The sequence below is a fragment of the Galenea microaerophila genome (assembly GCF_054657255.1).
In genome coordinates this window covers 664798-683649 of the sequence record NZ_BAAHWZ010000001.1, presented here as the reverse complement: position 1 = coordinate 683649, position 18852 = coordinate 664798, and the positions used below count along the sequence as shown (strand labels likewise).

Annotated in this window: 13 protein-coding genes; 9 read left to right on the top strand and 4 right to left on the bottom strand. The window is 45.1% G+C overall.

The annotated features are described in order from the left end of the window. Positions 1-3 precede the first annotated feature (3 nt). The 5 genes from ACYQ05_RS03305 to ACYQ05_RS03285 all read left to right on the top strand — a co-directional run bounded on the left by ACYQ05_RS03305 (position 4) and on the right by ACYQ05_RS03285 (position 5960). Positions 4-1332, top strand: coding sequence for an aminopeptidase P N-terminal domain-containing protein (locus tag ACYQ05_RS03305; protein ID WP_459818305.1), 1329 nt, complete (start codon positions 4-6; stop codon positions 1330-1332). Further along, complete coding sequence (locus tag ACYQ05_RS03300) at positions 1333-2514, top strand: UbiH/UbiF/VisC/COQ6 family ubiquinone biosynthesis hydroxylase (protein WP_459818302.1); 1182 nt, start codon at positions 1333-1335, stop codon at positions 2512-2514. 1 nt (position 2515) lies between these two features. Further along, positions 2516-3802 (top strand): FAD-dependent oxidoreductase, encoded by a 1287-nt coding sequence (locus ACYQ05_RS03295; protein WP_459818299.1) that lies wholly within the window; start codon positions 2516-2518, stop codon positions 3800-3802. Further along, on the top strand, positions 3799-4839 hold the full coding sequence (locus tag ACYQ05_RS03290) for a potassium channel family protein (RefSeq protein ID WP_459818297.1): 1041 nt from the start codon (positions 3799-3801) through the stop codon (positions 4837-4839). Before ACYQ05_RS03295 ends, ACYQ05_RS03290 begins: the two co-directional genes overlap by 4 nt. A 155-nt stretch (positions 4840-4994) precedes the next feature. Then, positions 4995-5960 carry a LysR family transcriptional regulator gene (locus ACYQ05_RS03285; RefSeq protein ID WP_459818295.1) on the top strand — a complete coding sequence of 322 codons (966 nt, stop codon included), beginning with the start codon at positions 4995-4997 and terminating at the stop codon, positions 5958-5960. Between the two features lie 67 nt (positions 5961-6027). Here the strand turns inward: ACYQ05_RS03285 and ACYQ05_RS03280 are convergent, their stop codons facing one another. Beyond that, positions 6028-7434 (bottom strand): PhoH family protein, encoded by a 1407-nt coding sequence (locus tag ACYQ05_RS03280; RefSeq protein WP_459818293.1) that lies wholly within the window; start codon positions 7432-7434, stop codon positions 6028-6030. A 7-nt stretch (positions 7435-7441) separates the two neighbouring features. After that, positions 7442-7918 (bottom strand): peroxiredoxin, encoded by a 477-nt coding sequence (locus ACYQ05_RS03275; RefSeq protein ID WP_459818292.1) that lies wholly within the window; start codon positions 7916-7918, stop codon positions 7442-7444. A 179-nt stretch (positions 7919-8097) separates the two neighbouring features. On the opposite strand from ACYQ05_RS03275, the gene dapA reads away from it, so the two are divergent. The 4 genes from dapA to ACYQ05_RS03255 all read left to right on the top strand — a co-directional run bounded on the left by dapA (position 8098) and on the right by ACYQ05_RS03255 (position 16128). Continuing rightward, complete coding sequence (gene dapA / locus ACYQ05_RS03270) at positions 8098-8961, top strand: 4-hydroxy-tetrahydrodipicolinate synthase (protein WP_459818290.1); 864 nt, start codon at positions 8098-8100, stop codon at positions 8959-8961. Next, on the top strand, positions 8961-10139 hold the full coding sequence (locus ACYQ05_RS03265) for a hypothetical protein (RefSeq protein WP_459818288.1): 1179 nt from the start codon (positions 8961-8963) through the stop codon (positions 10137-10139). The genes dapA and ACYQ05_RS03265 overlap by 1 nt, the downstream gene beginning before the upstream one ends. Before the next feature lie 19 nt (positions 10140-10158). Continuing rightward, complete coding sequence (gene purL / locus ACYQ05_RS03260) at positions 10159-14025, top strand: phosphoribosylformylglycinamidine synthase (protein WP_459818286.1); 3867 nt, start codon at positions 10159-10161, stop codon at positions 14023-14025. A gap of 198 nt (positions 14026-14223) precedes the next feature. After that, positions 14224-16128, top strand: coding sequence for a 5'-nucleotidase C-terminal domain-containing protein (locus tag ACYQ05_RS03255; RefSeq protein WP_459818284.1), 1905 nt, complete (start codon positions 14224-14226; stop codon positions 16126-16128). Between the two features lie 65 nt (positions 16129-16193). Here ACYQ05_RS03255 and ACYQ05_RS03250 read toward each other — a convergent pair whose 3' ends face one another. Continuing rightward, positions 16194-17111: a GGDEF domain-containing protein gene (locus ACYQ05_RS03250; protein WP_459818282.1), complete on the bottom strand. Its 918-nt coding sequence runs from the start codon at positions 17109-17111 to the stop codon at positions 16194-16196. 12 nt (positions 17112-17123) lie between these two features. Further along, the gene (ettA, locus tag ACYQ05_RS03245) at positions 17124-18788 is read right to left on the bottom strand and encodes an energy-dependent translational throttle protein EttA (RefSeq protein ID WP_459818280.1); all 1665 of its coding nucleotides are present in this window, start codon (positions 18786-18788) and stop codon (positions 17124-17126) included. Positions 18789-18852: the final 64 nt, after the last annotated feature.

Below are 18852 nucleotides of genomic sequence, written 5' to 3'. Positions count from 1 at the left end.
TTCATGTTAAGTTTAAAAATTTATCAACAACGCCGTGCTCGTCTTTTAGACTCTCTGCCTGAAAATAGTTGTGTCTGTGTCTACTCTGGGGAAGAGCAGATACGTAATCGGGATGTGGAGTATGATTTTCGTCCACGCAGTGACTTTTGGTATCTCACCGGTTTTGAGGAGCCAGAATCGATTTTGGTGTTGCGAAAAGTGCGTAATGGCCAACAGTTGAGCGAAGAGAGTTGGTTATTTTTGCGCCCTAAGGATCCGGAACAAGAGACTTGGCAAGGACGTCGTTTAGGCGTAGAGGCCGCACCCGAAACCTTAGCCGTTGACCAAGCCTATGAGATCGCGGCTATTGATGAAAAAGCGCGTGAATTTTTAGCGGGCGTTGAGCAAGTCTATGTCAGCTTTTCCGAGTTTGCAGAGTGGAGCGAGCATTTTGCTGAGTGGTTGGCAGAATTAAAACCTTTGATTCGCCAAGGGGTGGCGGTGCCGACGCAATTGTCAGATTTAGATGCGATTTTGCATGAGCAGCGATTGATCAAGTCGGAGGAGGAGATTGCATTGATGCGGCAGGCCGCACAGATCACAGTGCAAGGGCATTTAGCGGCTATGCGCAGTATTGCACAGTTGAAAACTGAGCGTCAATTGCAAGCGGAAGTAGAATACACTTTTAAACACTTAGAATCCCCCCGCGTTGCTTTCAGCACCATTGCAGCTTGTGGTGAGAATGCCTGCATTTTGCACTATACGGAAAATTCCGATACGTTAAAAGCGGGGGAATTGGTTCTGGTGGATGCCGGCGCAGAGTTTGCAGGCTATGCCGGGGATATCACTACGACTTTTCCGGTATCAGGTCAGTTTTCCTCAGCACAAAGCGCATTATATCAATGGGTGCTCAAAGCACAGCAAGCGGTGATTGAAAAGATTCGTCCTGGCGTGCGCTATGATGCGCTGCATCAGACCAGTTGCCGAGTGTTGACCCAAGGGTTGATGGCGTTAGGCATTTTACAAGGAGACTTGGAAACCTTATTGAAAGAGGAGGCGTATAAGCCTTATTTTATGCATGGCACCGGTCATTGGCTTGGCATGGATGTGCACGATGTGGGGGCCTATAAATTAAAAGGTGAGTGGCGCACTTTAGAGCCTGGTATGGTACTGACAGTGGAGCCTGGCTTGTATATTTCACCTGAACAAACCGCTGTGGCGGAACAGTGGCGTGGCATCGGCATTCGTATTGAGGATGATGTATTGGTTACAGAATCAGGGTGCGAAGTGTTAACACAGGGGCTGCCGAGAACAGTGGAGGAGATTGAGCATTTTATGGAAGCGCATCGATAAATGGATCAAGAGGTGATCATTTCTGGAGGCGGCCCCGTCGGTTTAATGCTGGCTATGGGGCTCGCAGAGCAGGGCAAGCAGGTGGCTTTGGTCGAGGCGCTGGCGGAGCAAGCAGCGCAAAATAGCTCTTTTGATGGGCGTGTGCTGGCGTTAACGCTGGGGTCACAAGAGGCGTTGCACGCTTTAGGGCTTTGGTCATCGCTGTTGCCTTTTGTTGAGCCGATTCTGCATGTGCATGTGTCCCAAAAGGGATACTTGGGCATAACAAAAATCCATGCGTCGGAACTCAATGTGCCGGCTTTAGGCTATAGCATTACCGCCGAAAACTTGGGACGAGTGTTATGGCAGGCAGTCACAGCGCATCCTAACATCACGGTAATACGTCCTGCGAAGGTGGTCGATTTTGAGATGGCGGCTGATCGTGTGACAGTGAAGATCGAGACTTCTAATCAGGTGGAGACTGTTACGGCAAAACTGTTAGTTGGCGCCGATGGTACCCAATCTCAAGTGCGTAAGGTGTTAGGGTTGCCGATGGAGGAGAAGTCCTACCATGCACATGGCATCATTGCCAAAGTTGAGACTGAGCGGAAACCGGAGGGTTGGTCTTTTGAACGCTTTACCACAGAGGGTCCGGTCGCTTTATTGCCGATGGGAGGTTTTTCCAGTAAAGCCGTTTTAGTGTGCCCTGAATCTGATGTCACGCACTATTTAGATATGGACGATGCGGCCTTTATACAGGTGTTTGCAGCAAAAATGGGGGAGCGGTTGGGACGATATACGGCCATTTCCCCCCGAGTGGCTTATCCTCTGAAAGAAAGTTACGTGCCACAGATGACCCAAGGGCGAGCGGTGTTAATGGGCAATGCCTCTCACACACAGCATCCGGTGGCCGCGCAAGGGTTGAATTTAGGCATTCGCGATGTGGCGGAATTTTTGCAACAGATGGCGGATGAACCCGATCCTGGTCACCCCAAAATTTTGGAACAGTATGCGGTCAACCGTCGAGCTGACCATGAAAAAGTGATGGGGATGACCGACGGGCTTATTCAAATTTTTCAAACGCCCTCTCCCATTGCCGGTCACCTACGAGGATTAGGGTTAATGGCCGTGCAAGCCTTGCCGCCCTTAAAAAAACGCTTTGCTCGCTTTGCGATGCGCGGCGTGCATGCTTTAGGAAAATAAGATGGAAAATGCAGAATACAAAGCAAAAGCGTCCGCAGAAGTGGATTATGAAGTGGTCGTCGTAGGCGGCGGTATGGTTGGCGCGGCAACAGCTTTGGGGCTTGCGCAAGAGGGACTCAAAGTGCTTCTGCTGGAAAAAGCACCACCGCTCACCGAATGGTCACACGCAATGCCATATCAAACCCGTGTCAGCGCTTTGACGCGTGCGTCGGAAAATATTTTACGAAATTTAGGCGCATGGCAAGGGATTGAAGCCAGACGGAATCATCCTTTTGTGGCAATGCATATTTGGGAGAGTTTAGGGGGGGAAGAGATCCAACTCACCGCAGCAGAGGTCGGAGCGCCTAATTTAGGGTATGTGGTGGAAAATGTGGTGATCCAAGCCGCTCTGTGGGAAGCGTGTGAAAAAAATGAATATATAGAATTTTTATTAGGAGATGAAATTAAGGAATTGAAATTAAATGAAAATTCCTTAAAAAAATGCCAGAATTCCCAGTCCTGCCAGCCGATTATCTCTTTAGATATGAAACAGAAAGGTACGCTGACCACCCATTTGCTGGTGGGCGCTGATGGCGCCTTTTCTCAGGTGAGAAGTTTGGCGCATATTGGTCTGGATACGCATGATTATCAGCAGTGTGCAGTCGTAGGCTGCGTTAAAACGGAAGCTTCTCACCAAGATGTTTGTTGGCAGCGTTATATCCCAGAGGGGCCTTTTGCGTTTCTGGCGATGGATGAGAATGTGAGTTCCATTGCTTGGTATCTGCCTTTGGAAAAAATGCAGTGGGCGTTAAGTTTAAGCGATGAAGCCTTTGCGCAGGCGGTGACGGAGGCGTCGGGAAGACGTTTGGGGCAGGTGGTTGAGGTCGCTGAACGCACCGCCTTCCCATTGGTGCGTCGTCATGCTCAGCACTATATTCAACCAGGTTTAGCTTTGGTGGGGGATGCGGCACATACCATTCACCCTCAAGCGGGGCAGGGGGTAAATTTAGGGTTGCTGGATGCTGCGGCTCTGATTGAGGTGGTGACGGATGCGAAAGGGCATCAGCGTCCTTTTGCCAGTTATGCCACTTTAAGAAAATATGAACGCTGGCGGAAAGGGGATAATGTCATTGTACAGCGTTCGATGGAATTTTTTGATGGCCTGTTCCGCCAGCAGCCTGGGTTAAGATCTCAATTGAGACATCAGTTGATGCCGGCATTGAATCTTTTGCAGCCCATCAAACAGTGGTTAATTCGAGAAGCGCTCTATGGGCGTAAACCCTTACCTAAATTAGCAAAAATACAATGATAAAAAAGACAAATAATAGACAGTTAAGAAGCCGAGTAGAAGCGGTTTTAGGGGTACAGGGTGTTCATCCGAGTGAGAATGCGCTTGCCAGAAAGGTCGGCAAGTTTTTTAGCCTATTGGTGGATTTTTCTCTGCTTCTCGTCTTATTGCAGTTGGTTGCCATGTGGATGTTTCCACGATTGGATCAGCATTTACAGTGGGTTGATGAGTGGGTATGGTTTGTATTTGCTTCAGAGTTCTTAACAAGTATCTTTTTAGTGGACAGGCGTTGGCGTTATCTCCGTAATAACTGGCTAAACTTGAGTATTGTGTTTTTGGCAGCCCCTATCTTTAAGTGGGACAATGATTGGCTTGTGATTATACGTGCGATGAGATTGGTCTTGGTCATCCGGGTCGTTTTTAACCTCTTTGATATCGTGGTTAAAGTTCTCACCAAAAATAGTTTTGGGACGTTTCTTCTAGTCTCTATCGCCTTTTTATTGGTTTCAGCGGTTATTTTTTCCTATATTGAAGAGGTTAATTTTGGTGATGCATTATGGTATGCCTTGGTGACCATCACCACAGTCGGCTATGGGGATGTGGTGCCGAAAACAGAGAATGGCCGAGAGTTTGGCGCGTTGATGATTCTGTTTGGGGTGGTCCTTTTTTCTATTGTCACGGCGAATATTTCAGCGTTTTTGGTCGGTGAAGAGCAGGAAAAAACGGAGCGTGACATTCTGAATTATGTCAAGCAGGTTCATAATCGATTGCTTGCTCAAGAAAAAGAAGATGAAGCACAAATTGAACGCATTTTGTCGCATATCACTTTAAAAGTAGATGAATTAGCGGAAAGAATGAAAAAGAGTGACGAAATTAGATTTCAAGAGGGGTTGAAAAGTTTAGAAACCACTTTACATACCGCGAGAGAAAATAGGGATGAAAAATTGCTCATGGAGCTTTATCGACTTGAAGAGAGAATTGATCGATTAGAACAAAGCCAAAATAAAGAAGTGATTGAGAGACTAGAAAAAATTGAGAAAAAGGTGGCGCACCTTTAATGAAAAACGTTATTAGCACATTATAAAATTCTCATATATTTTTTGACTTTTATCAGTCTAAGTTTTATATTCATTTAATCAATAATTTTTATCGCTCTGCGCTTTGCTAGAAGCTTAGCAGAATGCGGGAATTTTAAGAAATAAAGGCAGTCAGTATGGCAGATAGACGGTTACAAGTTTTTCACACAGTTTCAAAGGTCATGAGCTTTACTAAGGCGGCTGAAACCTTGCATATGACACAACCCGCTGTGACTTTTCAGGTGAAACAGTTAGAGGACAGTTTTAATACACGCTTATTTGACCGAACGCATAATAAAATCAGTCTCACCGAAGCAGGAAGGGTGGTGTATGAGTATGCCGATAAAATTCTCGAATATTATGAGAGGATGAATAATGAGGTTCGAGAGTTAACCGGTGAAGTGTCAGGATCTCTAGTGATTGGCGCTTCGACTACTATTGCAGAATATATGTTGCCTAGTTTATTAGGCGCCTTTAAAAAAGAGTATTCTGAAGTCAATATTCGCCTACAGGTGGGGAATACCGATGCCATTGTCTCTATGGTGGAGAATAATATGGTGGATTTAGCAGTGGTAGAAGCGCCAGTCTTCAATAAAAATCTTGAGGTGCATGTCTGCCGTTTAGATGAGATGCAGTTAATTTGCCCGCCTGACCATCCTTTAGCCAAGCGTGAAAAAGTTTCTATCGATGAAATTCGTAAGTATCCTTATATTTCCCGTGAGGAAGGTTCCGGCTCTCGTTCCGTTATCGATCAATATATTCGTGAGCAGGGCTTGTCATACAGTGATCTAAACCTGGTATTGGAGCTTGGCAGTCCAGAATCTGTCAAGATGGCGGTCGAATCTGGTGTCGGATTGGCCATTGTGTCCCGTACCACCATTAATAAAGAGCTTCAATTGGGTACTTTGAAAGGAATTCCATTAGATCCGCCTATTAAGCGTCCGTTCTCTCATGTTCGTCAAAAACAAAAATTCCGCCATCGTGCAGTGGGCGAGTTATTGGATTTTGCTGTAGAGTACTGTACTCAAAAGGCGATAGAAGACGGCTTTGAAGTCCCAACGCAAGAGCAGAAGAAATTATATGGGAATAATGTTGACTATTAAAATGATTCGTTTATGAATTAAAAAGCCGCAGTGTTGCGGCTTTTTAATTTCTGTAGAGTGTGTATTTCTATAGATTTTGGGAGGCATACTCCGCTAAGCGTGAGCGTTCGCCTTGGATCAGAGTGATGTGAGCGCTGTGCTCCCATGACTTGAACCGATCGACAATATAGGTGAGCCCAGTTGTGGTCTCTGTTAGATAGGGGGTATCAATCTGTCCTAGATTCCCTAAACAGACCATTTTGGTTCCCGGACCGGCACGGGTAATGAGTGTTTTCATCTGTTTAGGTGTCAGGTTTTGCGCTTCATCAATAATGATGAATTTATTTAGGAAAGTGCGTCCGCGCATAAAGTTCATCGATTTGATTTTAATGCGCTTAGAAAGCAAATCTTGAGTAGAATTTTTTTCCCAGTCGGTGCTGTAATCAGATTGGGTTAAAACCTCTAAATTATCCATCAACGCACCCATCCAAGGTGTCATCTTTTCCTCTTCAGTACCAGGAAGAAAACCGATATCCTCTGCAATGGGAATGGTTGCACGGGTCATAATAATCTCATCATAGCGATTCATATCGAGCGTCTGTTCAAGACCGGCAGCGAGGGTTAAAAGGGTTTTTCCTGTGCCCGCAGAGCCCAGTAAAGAGACAAAATCGATATCAGGATCCATCAAGACGTTAAAAGCCATATTCTGTTCTTGGTTACGCGGGGTAATGCCCCAGACAGGATGTTGCGTATAGTCTTGCAGATACTCCAGAGTCACTTTGTCATGTTCGATTTTTCGAACAATGGCACTAAATCCAGAGTCATTTTGGCTAATTAGGCATTCATTGGGATACCAATGCGTTTTTTTTGGATCAATTTTAAGTTCATAAAAAGTGCGACCATTTTTGTCTTGCCAAGATTTCATCTCATCGGCATGTTGGGAGAAGAAGTCTTCGGGTAAGATTTCCCAGCCAGGATAAAGGAGATCGGCATCTTCTACCACTCGATCATTGTAGTAATCTTCTGAATGTAAGCCTACTGTGGAGGCTTTAATGCGCATATTAATATCTTTGGTGACCAGAGTGATTTTATATTGTTTTTTGTACTTCGATTGCAGCGCTAATCCCGTTAAGATAATGTGATTATCTGCTTTATGACTCGGGAGTTCTGTGGGTAATTTGGCTTTTAAAGTTTCGGTTTCAAAGAACAGTTTGCCCAGTCGCTGAGGGGCGTTTTCCATTTTAGGGTGAATGCGTTCTAAAGGCAGACCCGATCTGATTTCATCAAAAGTGGCATTATCAATGATTTCATCGATGAGGCGATTGGCTTCTCGCGCATTACGAGCGACTTCACTCATTCCTTTTTTATTGGCATCCAGTTCTTCCAAGACCGTCATTGGCAAGTAAATATCATTCTCTTCAAAATTAAAGAGTGCCATCGGGTCGTGCATGAGCACATTGGTATCTAAAATATAGATTTTTTTGCTAGGCTTCATTCGGTTTTTACTCGCTTACAGATAAAGATTTTAAAGTTTCAAGCACTGTTTGTGCATGACCGGCAGCTTTAACTTTTCGCCACTCATATACGATCTGAGTTTCTGGGTCTAACAGAAAAGTACTGCGTTCGATGCCATAATATTCTTTGCCATAGTTTTTCTTCAGTTTGATGACATCAAATAGTTTGCATAAGACTTCTTCTTCATCTGAAATGAGGTCAAAGGGAAAATGATATTTCGCTTTGAAATTTTCATGTTTGCGAATGGAGTCTCGGGAAACGCCAAAAATTTCGCAATTGAGTGCTTGAAATTGTGGATAGAGTTCTGAAAATTCAATCCCCTCTGTTGTGCATCCTGGGGTATTGTCTTTAGGATAAAAATAGAGAACTGTGTAATGACCTTTAAAGTCCTCAGGTGTCACAGTACGATCAGAGGTTGCTGGCAGAGAAAAATCAGGCAGAGTGTCACCGATTTGCAAGTGCATTTGAAGCTCCTATGTTGAGTGAGTTTTCTAAAATAGTATGCAAGAAATTAACAGGGTTTGGGAAGTTTTTAGGTTAAATTTTTGCAAAGAGTTTATACCGCTTGAAGTCATTAGGGTGAACGGTTAAGATTACTTTTTACAGTTTATGTTTGGAGTATGAAAAGGTGTTTAGAGGCAGTATGGTGGCGTTAGTGACGCCGATGCTAGATGAGGGTGCTGTAGATTATGAAGCGCTTGAAGCATTAATTGAGTGGCACATAGAATCCGGAACCGATGCCATTGTGTCCATGGGGACAACGGGTGAATCGGCTACGCTTGATTTTAAAGAGCATGGTGAAGTGGTGGCGTTTACGGTTAATCGGGTCGCGGGTAGAGTTCCCGTGATTGCTGGCACAGGTGCAAATTCGACCACCGAAGCCATTGAGTTAACCGATTTTGCAAAAGCTGCAGGTGCAGATGCATGCTTACTGGTCACCCCTTATTACAATAAGCCGACTCAAGAAGGGTTGTATCAGCACTATAAAAAGATTGCAGAAACTGTTGATATTCCTCAGATTCTATATAATGTTCCTGGACGTACGGCTTGTGATCTACTGCCTGAAACCGTTGCGCGTTTAGCCAAATTGCCAAATATTATTGGCATTAAAGAAGCGACTGGGGATCTGGATCGATTTAAACAGATTCAAAAGTTAGTCGATGATCCTGATTTTGAATTTTATACTGGGGATGATGGCTCAGCAGTCGAGTTTATTCTATTAGGTGGACATGGCGGTATTTCAGTGACGGCGAATGTTGTCCCCAAAACCTTGCATGAGATTTATGCGCTCGCCTTAAACGGAGAAGCTGAGCAGGCTCGTGCTTTGGATGCCCAAATAGCGAGTTTACATCAAGCACTGTTTTTAGAATCCAATCCCATTCCGGTGAAATGGGCACTGTATGAAATGGGTAAAATTCGTAAAGGTATTCGTTTGCCATTGACCGAGCTTTCTGAAATTCATCGACCAACCCTTCAAACTGCCTTGAAGCAAACAGGGGCCTTATAATGTTTTCAAAATTTAAGATGAAGACGGTGATTCAATTGGGATTGTTCACCAGCGGTGTGGCGCTTTTAAATGGGTGTAGTACGACCCATTCTAGTATTGGTGAAAATGTAAGAACTGCCTTGGCCGGAGATGAGGATAATTATCGGAAATCCGAATCCTCCCTTAAACCTTCTTTAGAAGTACCGCCTGACTTGATCTCTCCAGTACAAAAGCCACAGGAAGTGGCGCAACTTTTACGCCCCATGACGAAAAATGGTGAGGCGCGTGATATTCCAATTCGGAAGTTCAATGACATACAGGTTAAGACCAATTTATCTGAACGCTGGCTTGAGATTCCGATCTCTGCGAATGCCTCCGAAAAAGCGAAAGCGCAGCAGCTTGCACAGGTGTGGCAAGATGTGCAGAGCTTTTTAATCTCTTTAGGGTTTGAGGTGGATGAAATTGACCAAACCCTGGGGGTGATGCGCACAAAATATAAGGCACGTACAGAAATTGCACCGATGTATGAAATGGGGCTTTTGACCCGATTGTTTAACAGTTGGCGTCCGGAAAAAGCAGAAGGCGTCTATGATCGCTTAACGGCGCGTGTTGAATCGGATCTACAAAAAGGGATTGTCCGTCTCTATTTTTATGACCATGTGCTTTATCGTCAAAATGATGGTGATATAGATCGCTGGTATGTTCGTCCTTATAGTCCAGAACTGGAAGCCTTAACCTTATACCAAGGGTTAATCTTTTTAGGGGTCTCCTCCAACCAAGCCTTTAAGCAAATTGAAGTGACTCAGCATATAGTCACGCCAGAAATCCAAGATAAAGACGAAAAAATCATGAAAGGGGTGCAGATTAAGGCGCCTTATTCTGTGGCTTGGACCTATACCAAAGCTTTGTTATACCGAGCAGGTTGGCAGATTACTAAAGTAGATGAAGCGCGTCATCAGCTTTGGGTGAAGCCCCCCAAATCTTTAACGCAAGCAAAAGGTGGGGTGCTCGATCGAATTTTCTCTAAGCAGGAAACGCCTGTGTTACCTGAACAGCTGGTCTTTACTTTAAAAACGGCTGAACAGGGTCTTAAGGATGTGCAGATTTTGGAGGTTCATCAGCCGAAAGATGAAGCACAAGGGATTACTGCACAACAACAAGCTTATATTTTTAAAGTTTTAGGTTTTTTAGCGCAATAAAGAAATAGGAATTATCACTATGCAGACCATCTGGGGAAATCCAGCGCATTCTGAATATCGTTTGAATCAACTGCTTTTAGAGATTCAATCGGTGACACCCATTCGTAAATTAGTCTCTCGCCATCTCTATTTTATCGAAACCGCCCAGCCATTAACCGCTGAAGAACAGGCGCACTTGAATCGCTTGTTAAATGGGGTTGATCAACCGATAGAGATCAATGAACAGCCCACCTGTATTGTTACCCCCCGTGTTGGAACCATTTCCCCGTGGTCCTCAAAAGCGACAGATATTATGCACACTTGTGGAATAGAACATGTGCAGCGAATTGAACACGGAGTGGCTTATTTTATGGAAGGGGTCGAAGCGCTTGATGCAGTGTTGCCTTTTATCCATGACCGAATGATGGAACAGGTAATCACGCAGCTTTCTGAGGCGGAAGCCCTGTTTTCTCATCAGTCTCCCAAGCCGATGACGCAAATCGAGGTGCTAGAGCGTGGATTGGAAGCCCTGCAAGAAGCGAATCGAAACTTAGGGTTGGCGCTCAGTGAAGATGAGATGGAATATTTAGTGGCAGCTTTTAAAGAGCTGGGACGCAATCCGGTAGATGCCGAATTGATGATGTTTGCGCAAGCGAATTCTGAACATTGTCGCCATAAGATTTTTAATGCCGATTGGGTGATTGATGGTCAACCTAAACCGCATACGCTGTTTGGGATGATTCGCAATACTTATCACAATTATTCTGAAGGCGTCTTGTCCGCTTATAGTGATAATGCGGCAGTGTTAAAAGGGCCGAATGCGACGCGATTTTTTCCTCTGGTAGAAAGTCGGCAGTATCAAGTGTCTGAAGAGCCGGTGCATTTTCAAATTAAAGTGGAGACCCATAATCACCCCACTGCGATTTCCCCTTTCCCTGGCGCGGCGACCGGTTCAGGAGGAGAAATCCGTGATGAAGGGGCAACGGGCCGGGGCTCAAAACCAAAAGCAGGTTTAACGGGCTTTACCGTTTCTAACCTTAACATTCCAGGCTTTAAACAGCCTTGGGAGCGGGATTATGGTAAACCAGATCGTATTGTTTCGGCTTTAGAGATTATGATTGAGGGACCCTTAGGGGCTGCTGCCTATAATAATGAATTTGGTCGGCCTGCGATTAATGGCTATTTTCGCACCTATGAAAATCCTCTGATTACACATGAAGGTGAGGAGATTCGCGGTTATCACAAACCTATTATGTTAGCAGGCGGACTTGGGAATATTCGTGAAGCGCATGTGCACAAGCGTGAAATTCCTGTCGGTGCGAAATTGGTTGTGCTGGGTGGGCCAGCAATGCTGATCGGTCTAGGCGGCGGGGCAGCCTCCAGTGTGGATACCGGCAGTGGTTCTGAAGATTTGGATTATGCATCTGTGCAACGAGAGAACCCTGAAATGGAGCGGCGCGCGCAAGAGGTGATTGATCGCTGTACCTATTTGGGGAGTGAAAACCCGATTGCCTCAATTCATGATGTGGGCGCCGGTGGTCTGTCTAACGCTTTCCCAGAATTGGTCAATGACAGTGGTCGAGGCGGTTATATTGAGTTGCGCAAAATCCCAAATGATGAGCCTGGCATGTCGCCGATGGAGATTTGGTGTAATGAATCTCAAGAGCGTTATGTGCTCGCTGTTTACCCGGAAAAATTAGCTGAATTTGAAGCGATCTGTCAGCGAGAGCGCTGTCTATATGCAGTGGTAGGAGAAGCGACAGAAGAACAGAGATTGGTCGTTCACGATAGCCTATTTAATAATCATCCGGTAGATATGCCGTTGAATGTGTTACTGGGCAAACCGCCAAAAATGAAAAGAGAGGTGGCGAGTCGACCTGTGCCTCAACCTGGCTTTGAACCTGCTGTTTTAGAGTTGGATGAGACGGTTGAGCGTTTGATGAAATTGCCAACCATTGCAGATAAAACTTTCTTAATCGCCATTGGCGACCGTTCTATTACCGGTATGGTGACTCGAGATCAGATGGTGGGGCCTTGGCAGGTGCCAGTTGCAGATGTTGGCGTCACCTGTAGTGATTATTTTGGCTATAACGGGGAAGCGATGGCCATGGGGGAACGGCCACCAGTTGCTTTGATCAATCCCAAAGCGTCCGCGCGTTTAGCCGTTGCTGAAGCGATTACAAATATTGCTGCAGCAAAAATCGAGCATATTTCGGATATTAAACTCTCAGCTAACTGGATGGCCGCAGCAGGTCATCCAGGTGAAGATGCCGCCCTTTATGAAGCGGTTGAAGCAGTTGGTATGGAACTGTGTCCTGCTTTAGACATTGCCATTCCAGTGGGTAAAGACTCTATGTCCATGAAGACAGTCTGGCAAGAAGATGGAAATGAGAAGGCGGTGACTTCCCCTGTTTCTTTAAATATTACCGCTTTTGCACCGGTCTCAGATGTGCGTAAGACGGTGACGCCTCAATTGAGAACTGATCAAGGCGAAACCCTTTTGTTGTTGATTGACTTAGGGGAAGGCAAAAACCGAATTGGGGGCAGTTGTTTAGCGCAAGTTTATAACCAAATTGGGGATGTTGCGCCCGATGTTGAAAGCCCTAAAAAATTAAAAGCCTTGTTTAACGCCGTGCAAGCAATGAATGCACAAGAGCTATTACTGGCTTATCATGACCGCTCAGATGGGGGGCTCTATACCACGGTGGCAGAGATGGCGTTTGCGGCACATTGTGGGGTAGATTTAGATATCAGCAGCCTATCGGGAGATGCGGCCTCTATTCTATTTAATGAAGAGCTGGGGGCAGTCTGTCAAATTAAGCGCAGTCATCGTTCTGAGGTTGAAAAAGTCTTGGAAGCCTTTGATTTAATCAATTTGGCGCATTGGATTGGCGCACCAAATGAAGTGGATCACATTCGCGTGATTCAAGAGGGCACAGTTTTACTGGATCAACCTCGTAAACAAGTGCAGCAATGGTGGTCAGAAACCAGCTATCAGATGCAAGCGTTGAGAGACAATGCTGACTGTGCCAAACAGGCTTTTGACTTGATTGCGCAAGATGAAAATAGTGCTTTGACGGCGGAATTAGGGTTTGATCCCAATGAAGATATTGCTGCCCCCTATATCGCAACCGGTGTTCGACCCAAGGTGGCGATATTGCGTGAACAAGGTGTCAATGGCCAGCAAGAGATGGCAGCAGCCTTTACTAAGGCTGGATTTGATGCGATAGATGTGCATATGTCTGATGTGATTCAGCAGAAAGTGGATTTTGCTGAATTTAAAGGTTTGGTGGCTTGTGGCGGCTTCTCTTATGGAGATGTCCTCGGCGCGGGTCGTGGTTGGGCGAACTCTATTCTGTTTAATGAACAAGCGAGAACCCAATTTAGCCAATTTTTCCAACGTGAAGACAGCTTTACCTTGGGTGTGTGCAATGGTTGTCAGATGTTATCGAATTTAAAAGAGATCATCCCAGGTGCAGAGCATTGGCCAAAGTTTGTGCGCAACCAATCAGAGCAGTTTGAAGCGCGCTTATCATTAGTCCAAATTGAACAGAGCCCCTCTGTTTTATTGGAGGGTATGGCAGGTTCACGCATGCCTGTCGCTGTGGCACATGGTGAAGGCCGGATTCAGTTTGCAGAAGGGGAAAGTCTGAAGCAAGTTGAGGGGCTGATCGGGGTGCGTTATGTGGACAGTGCTGGTAATCCTACAGAGCGCTATCCACTTAACCCGAATGGTTCTGAATCAGGTGTGACGGGCTTAACCACTCCTGATGGTCGTGTGACCATTATGATGCCGCATCCAGAGCGGGTATTCCGTGCCATTCAAAACGCTTGGCATCCGGATGATTGGTTGGAAGATGGGCCATGGATGCGCATGTTCAGAAATGCACGTAAGTGGGTAGGTTAATTTTTAAAGTCCGACTCATAAAAGATTTTATATAGGCATAAGGTCAATTGATTTGACTTATCTGTTCTATTTATTAGACTTACTCTATTAGAGAGATGCAAAATTTATTTTAAATTTTAAAAGTTCTAGCCCGAATTCGGGATTGATTTTTTTGGGTTCTGCAATCGCAGAATTTTTATAACTAAAGTGGAGAGACCTATGTCTTTAAATCGCCGTGAATTTTTACATGTCATGTCAATGGCTGCAGCAGCAGGAATGCTTCCTGGTACAGCAAGCGCAATGTCTGGCACTAAGCAAACAGGCACCGCAGCCACAATGGATATGTATAACTTGCCGATGAAAGGTAAGGTGCGTCTGTTACATATTACCGATACGCATGCGCAGTTAAAACCTATCTACTTCCGTGAGCCAAATGTAAACTTGGGGATAGGTCCTGCCTATGGCAAGCTGCCGCATATCGTAGGTCACAAATTGTTAGAAGTGTATGGTTATAAAGAGAATACGCCTTTATCTTACGCCTTTACCTTTTTAAATTTCCAAGATGCTGCAGAGCAGTATGGAAAAGTAGGAGGGTTTGCGCATGTTAAAACACTTTTAGATAAGTTGCGTGAGCAAGCCGGTGGCCGTGAAAATACATTGACGATGGATGGCGGTGATTTATGGCATGGCTCTGGTACCGCTCTTTGGACCCGTGGTCAAGATATGGTGGAAGCCTCAAATATCTTGGGTGTTGACATTATGACAGGTCACTGGGAGTTTACCTACAAAGAGCCTGAAGTTTTAAGAAATATTAAACAGTTTAAAGGTGAATTCCTAGCGCAAAATATCCGAGTTAAAGAAGACTCTCTGTTTGGCGATGAATATCGTGAAATGGTTGATAAATATGGGGTAGGTCTCTATAACGAAGATGAAGCCCGTCCATTTAAACCTTATACCATTAAAGTGGTGAATGGTGAGCGCATCGCTGTGATTGGACAAGCTTTCCCACGTACGGCCAATGCGAACCCACAAGCCAATTTCCCTGATTGGTCTTTTGGTTTGCGCGAAAGTGCTCTACAACAGACTGTGGACAAAATCCGTCAACAAGAGAAAGTGGCTGCAATTGTTATGATCTCTCATAACGGGATGGATGTGGATATCAAGATGGCTTCTCGCATTAGCGGTATTGATGCAATCTTTGGTGGACACACTCATGACGGCGTTGCCAAAACCGTTCCAGTTAAAACGCCTGAAGGGGGTGTGTGCCATGTGACCAATGCGGGTTCAAATGGTAAATTTGTCGGCGTGATGGATTTGGATATCCAAAACGGTAAATTGCGCGGTGTTGATTATCACCTATTGCCTGTCTTCTCGAATGTTTTGCCAGCGGATCAAGAGGTGAATACGTTCCTAGATCGTTTGTATGCGACCAAGTATGATAAAAATATCGTTGAATCTCGTCGTGAAGAGCTTTATTACAATAAAGATCGTTTAGGTAAAACCTATGGTGAGATCCTAAATGAAGAGCTCGCGGTGGCAGAAGATACCTTGTATCGCCGTGGTAACTTTATGGGAACTTGGGATCAGATCATTGTAAACGCCTTGCGTGAAGAGCATGATACTCAAATCGCCATGTCAGCCGGTGTTCGTTGGGGAACCTCTGTATTGGCAGGAGAAACCATCACCATGGAGCGTGTGATGGATGAAACTTCTATGACCTACGGGGAAACCTATAAGTCAACCGTTACCGGTGCACAAATGAAAGATATCTTAGAAGGGATCTGTGAAAACCTTTTCCAGAAAGATCCTTATTTACAATCTGGTGGAGATATGGTGCGCTTAGGCGGTATGGACTATACCTGTGAACCCAATGCAAACTTTGGGAACCGTATCTCTGATATGCGTTTAGACGATGGTACGCCTCTTGAGCCTAATAAAACCTACACAGTTGCGGGTTGGGCGCAGGTAGATAAAGTGGGTGAAGGCCGCTTGATGTGGGATGTGACTGCAGATTACCTACGCCGTCATAAGAACGATATGAAGCTTAAGAAGATTAATGCCCCAACACTGAAAGGGGTGAAAGGTAACCCAGGTATCGAAGATTACCAAGGGAAAATGATCTAATTTAAGGTTTCTAATCAGTGAATAAAAAACCCGCTTCGGCGGGTTTTTTATTTTAGGAATTGTCTTTAGGCAATTTTGGTAATGTCTCTTGTGGTAGAAACCTGTTGAATGGCTTGATTGGCTCTTTGTAGCAAGGTTTGGCTGTTGTCTTCAGCGTTTCGTTTTTCTGTAACGCCGGCATGACTGGTTAGGCAGGTCGTTTGACCATCAGGCAGTTGAATCTTTTGAGCGGTAATATTTTTTTGTGCCAATTCCACAACTCTAAATGCATCAACGGCTCTCATATCCGGCAATAGAATCATAAATTGATCGCAGCTTAAACGACCGATATAGCCTAAATCTCCCACCGTTTTTTGAATGGCTAAGGCAGCCATCGCCATGGCTTTATCTCCAATTTCTAGGCCATATAAATCGGTCACACGCTTAAAACAGTCTAGATCAATTTTGGCAAAAGAGATGGGGGTTTGATTAATTTCAGATTTTTTCAGCTCTTCGTCGACAATTTGTAAGAAAAAGTCTCGGTTATAGAGACCAGTTAAAGGGTCGGTCGTAGAGAGGTGTTCGATCTGCTCTTCCATATGTTTACGTTGGGTGATATTAATGGCCAACCAGATTGCCGCAGGTTGGTCATAAATCTCTTCCGCAAGCGGGTAGATACGAGCCTCATACCATTGACCGCCTTGAGGTGCATTCTGGCTATCAATGCCATTAATCTCTTCATTGGCCAGTTGATATTCAATTTCGACCAGTCTTTGCGTATCTATCGCTTTTTGCACGACATTCAAAAAGCGCTGCGCCATCTGTTCAGGCAGAATATCAAAATAATTTTTGCCAATTAGAGCGTGACCATCAGCATAGAGACTACGCTCTTTTCCTCCAATGACATCCAGGTAGGTACCATCATAGCCCATGACAAAAATGGGGTCAGGCATGGCATTGGCAATGGCCTCTAGGTGTGCAGCTTGGCGTTTTGTTTGTGGCATATTGGACTCCAATTATTGAATGGGTTTGTATTTGATTCGATGCGGTTGTGCCGCTTCAGCCCCTTTGCGCCGTTTAAGGTCTTCTTCATATTCGCTATAGTTCCCTTCAAACCACTCCACATGTGAATCACCTTCGAAAGCCAGCATATGGGTGGCAATACGATCCAAGAACCAGCGATCATGAGAAATGACCACGGCGCAACCGGCAAAATCAAGTAGGGCTTCTTCTAAGGCACGCAAGGTTTCCACATCTAAATCGTTTGTAGGTTCATCCAGTAATAAAACATTCCCACCACTGCGGAGTGTTTTGGCGAGATGCACACGATTGCGTTCTCCCCCTGACAGCTCGCCAATGCGTTTCTGTTGGTCAGAGCCTTTAAAGTTAAAACGACCGCAGTAGGCGCGCGCATGGATTTCCGTATTACCGATGGTGATAATATCTTGTCCGCCAGAAATCTCTTCATAGACGGTTTTTTGATCATCCAGTGCATCACGACTTTGATCCACATAAGAGAGTTGAACGGTGGGTCCAAATTCGATTTTACCGCTGTCTGGTTGTTCTTGACCTGTTAGCATTTTAAATAAGGTCGATTTCCCAGCGCCATTTGGTCCAATAATCCCGACAATCCCACCTTGAGGGAGTTTAAAGCTGAGGTCATCGATTAGGAGACGATCTCCAAACCCTTTTTTCAAATGTTCAACTTCGATCACCTTTTCCCCTAAACGTTCGGCCACAGGGATAAAGATCTCTTTGGTTTCATTGCGTTTTTGCTGTTCTTGTGAGCTCAATTCTTCAAATCTTGCCAAACGTGCTTTGGATTTGGCATGGCGACCTTTAGGGTTGCTTTTCACCCATTCTAGCTCATGCTTAATGGTTTTCAGGCGTGCCGCTTCTTGTTTCGATTCCTGCTCTAGGCGCTGCTCTTTTTGTTCCAGCCAAGCACTGTAATTGCCTTTAAAAGGAATACCTTCTCCACGATCCAGTTCTAGAATCCATTCTGCAGCATTGTCTAGGAAATAGCGATCATGGGTGACGGCAACAACAGTGCCGGGAAATTCCAGTAAAAATCTTTCTAACCACGCGATTGATTCTGCATCTAAATGGTTTGTGGGTTCATCCAAAAGCAGCATATCGGGCTGCTCCAGTAAGAGCTTGCACAGTGCAACGCGGCGACGCTCTCCGCCAGACAGTTTCGTCACATCGGCATCCCAAGGTGGCAGTCGAAGGGCGTCGGCAGCAATTTCTAAGCGGCGTTCTAAATTGTGGCCATCTTTGGCTTGAATAATGTCTTCGACTTCTGCTTGGCGTTTAGCCAATTCATCAAAATCTGCATCAGGTTCGGCATAGGCGGCATAGATTTGATCCAGTTCAGCCAGTGCATTTTTAATTTCAACCACTGCCTCTTCAATATTACCGCGCACATCTTTTTCAGGGTTCAACTGCGGTTCTTGAGGCAGATAGCCAATTTTAATGCCAGGTTGTGGGCGTGCTTCTCCCACAATCTCCGTATCGATCCCCGCCATAATTTTCAGCAGTGTTGATTTCCCCGCACCATTGAGGCCGAGTACGCCAATTTTGGCGCCAGGAAAAAATGAGAGAGAGATGTCTTTCAGAATATATTTATTAGGGGGGATCACTTTCCCCACGCGATTCATGGTGTAAACAAATTGTGCCATCGGTTATTTAATTTCCTGTCTCTTTAAATGGATAGGGTAAACTTTACCTAAAAATGCGTGTTTT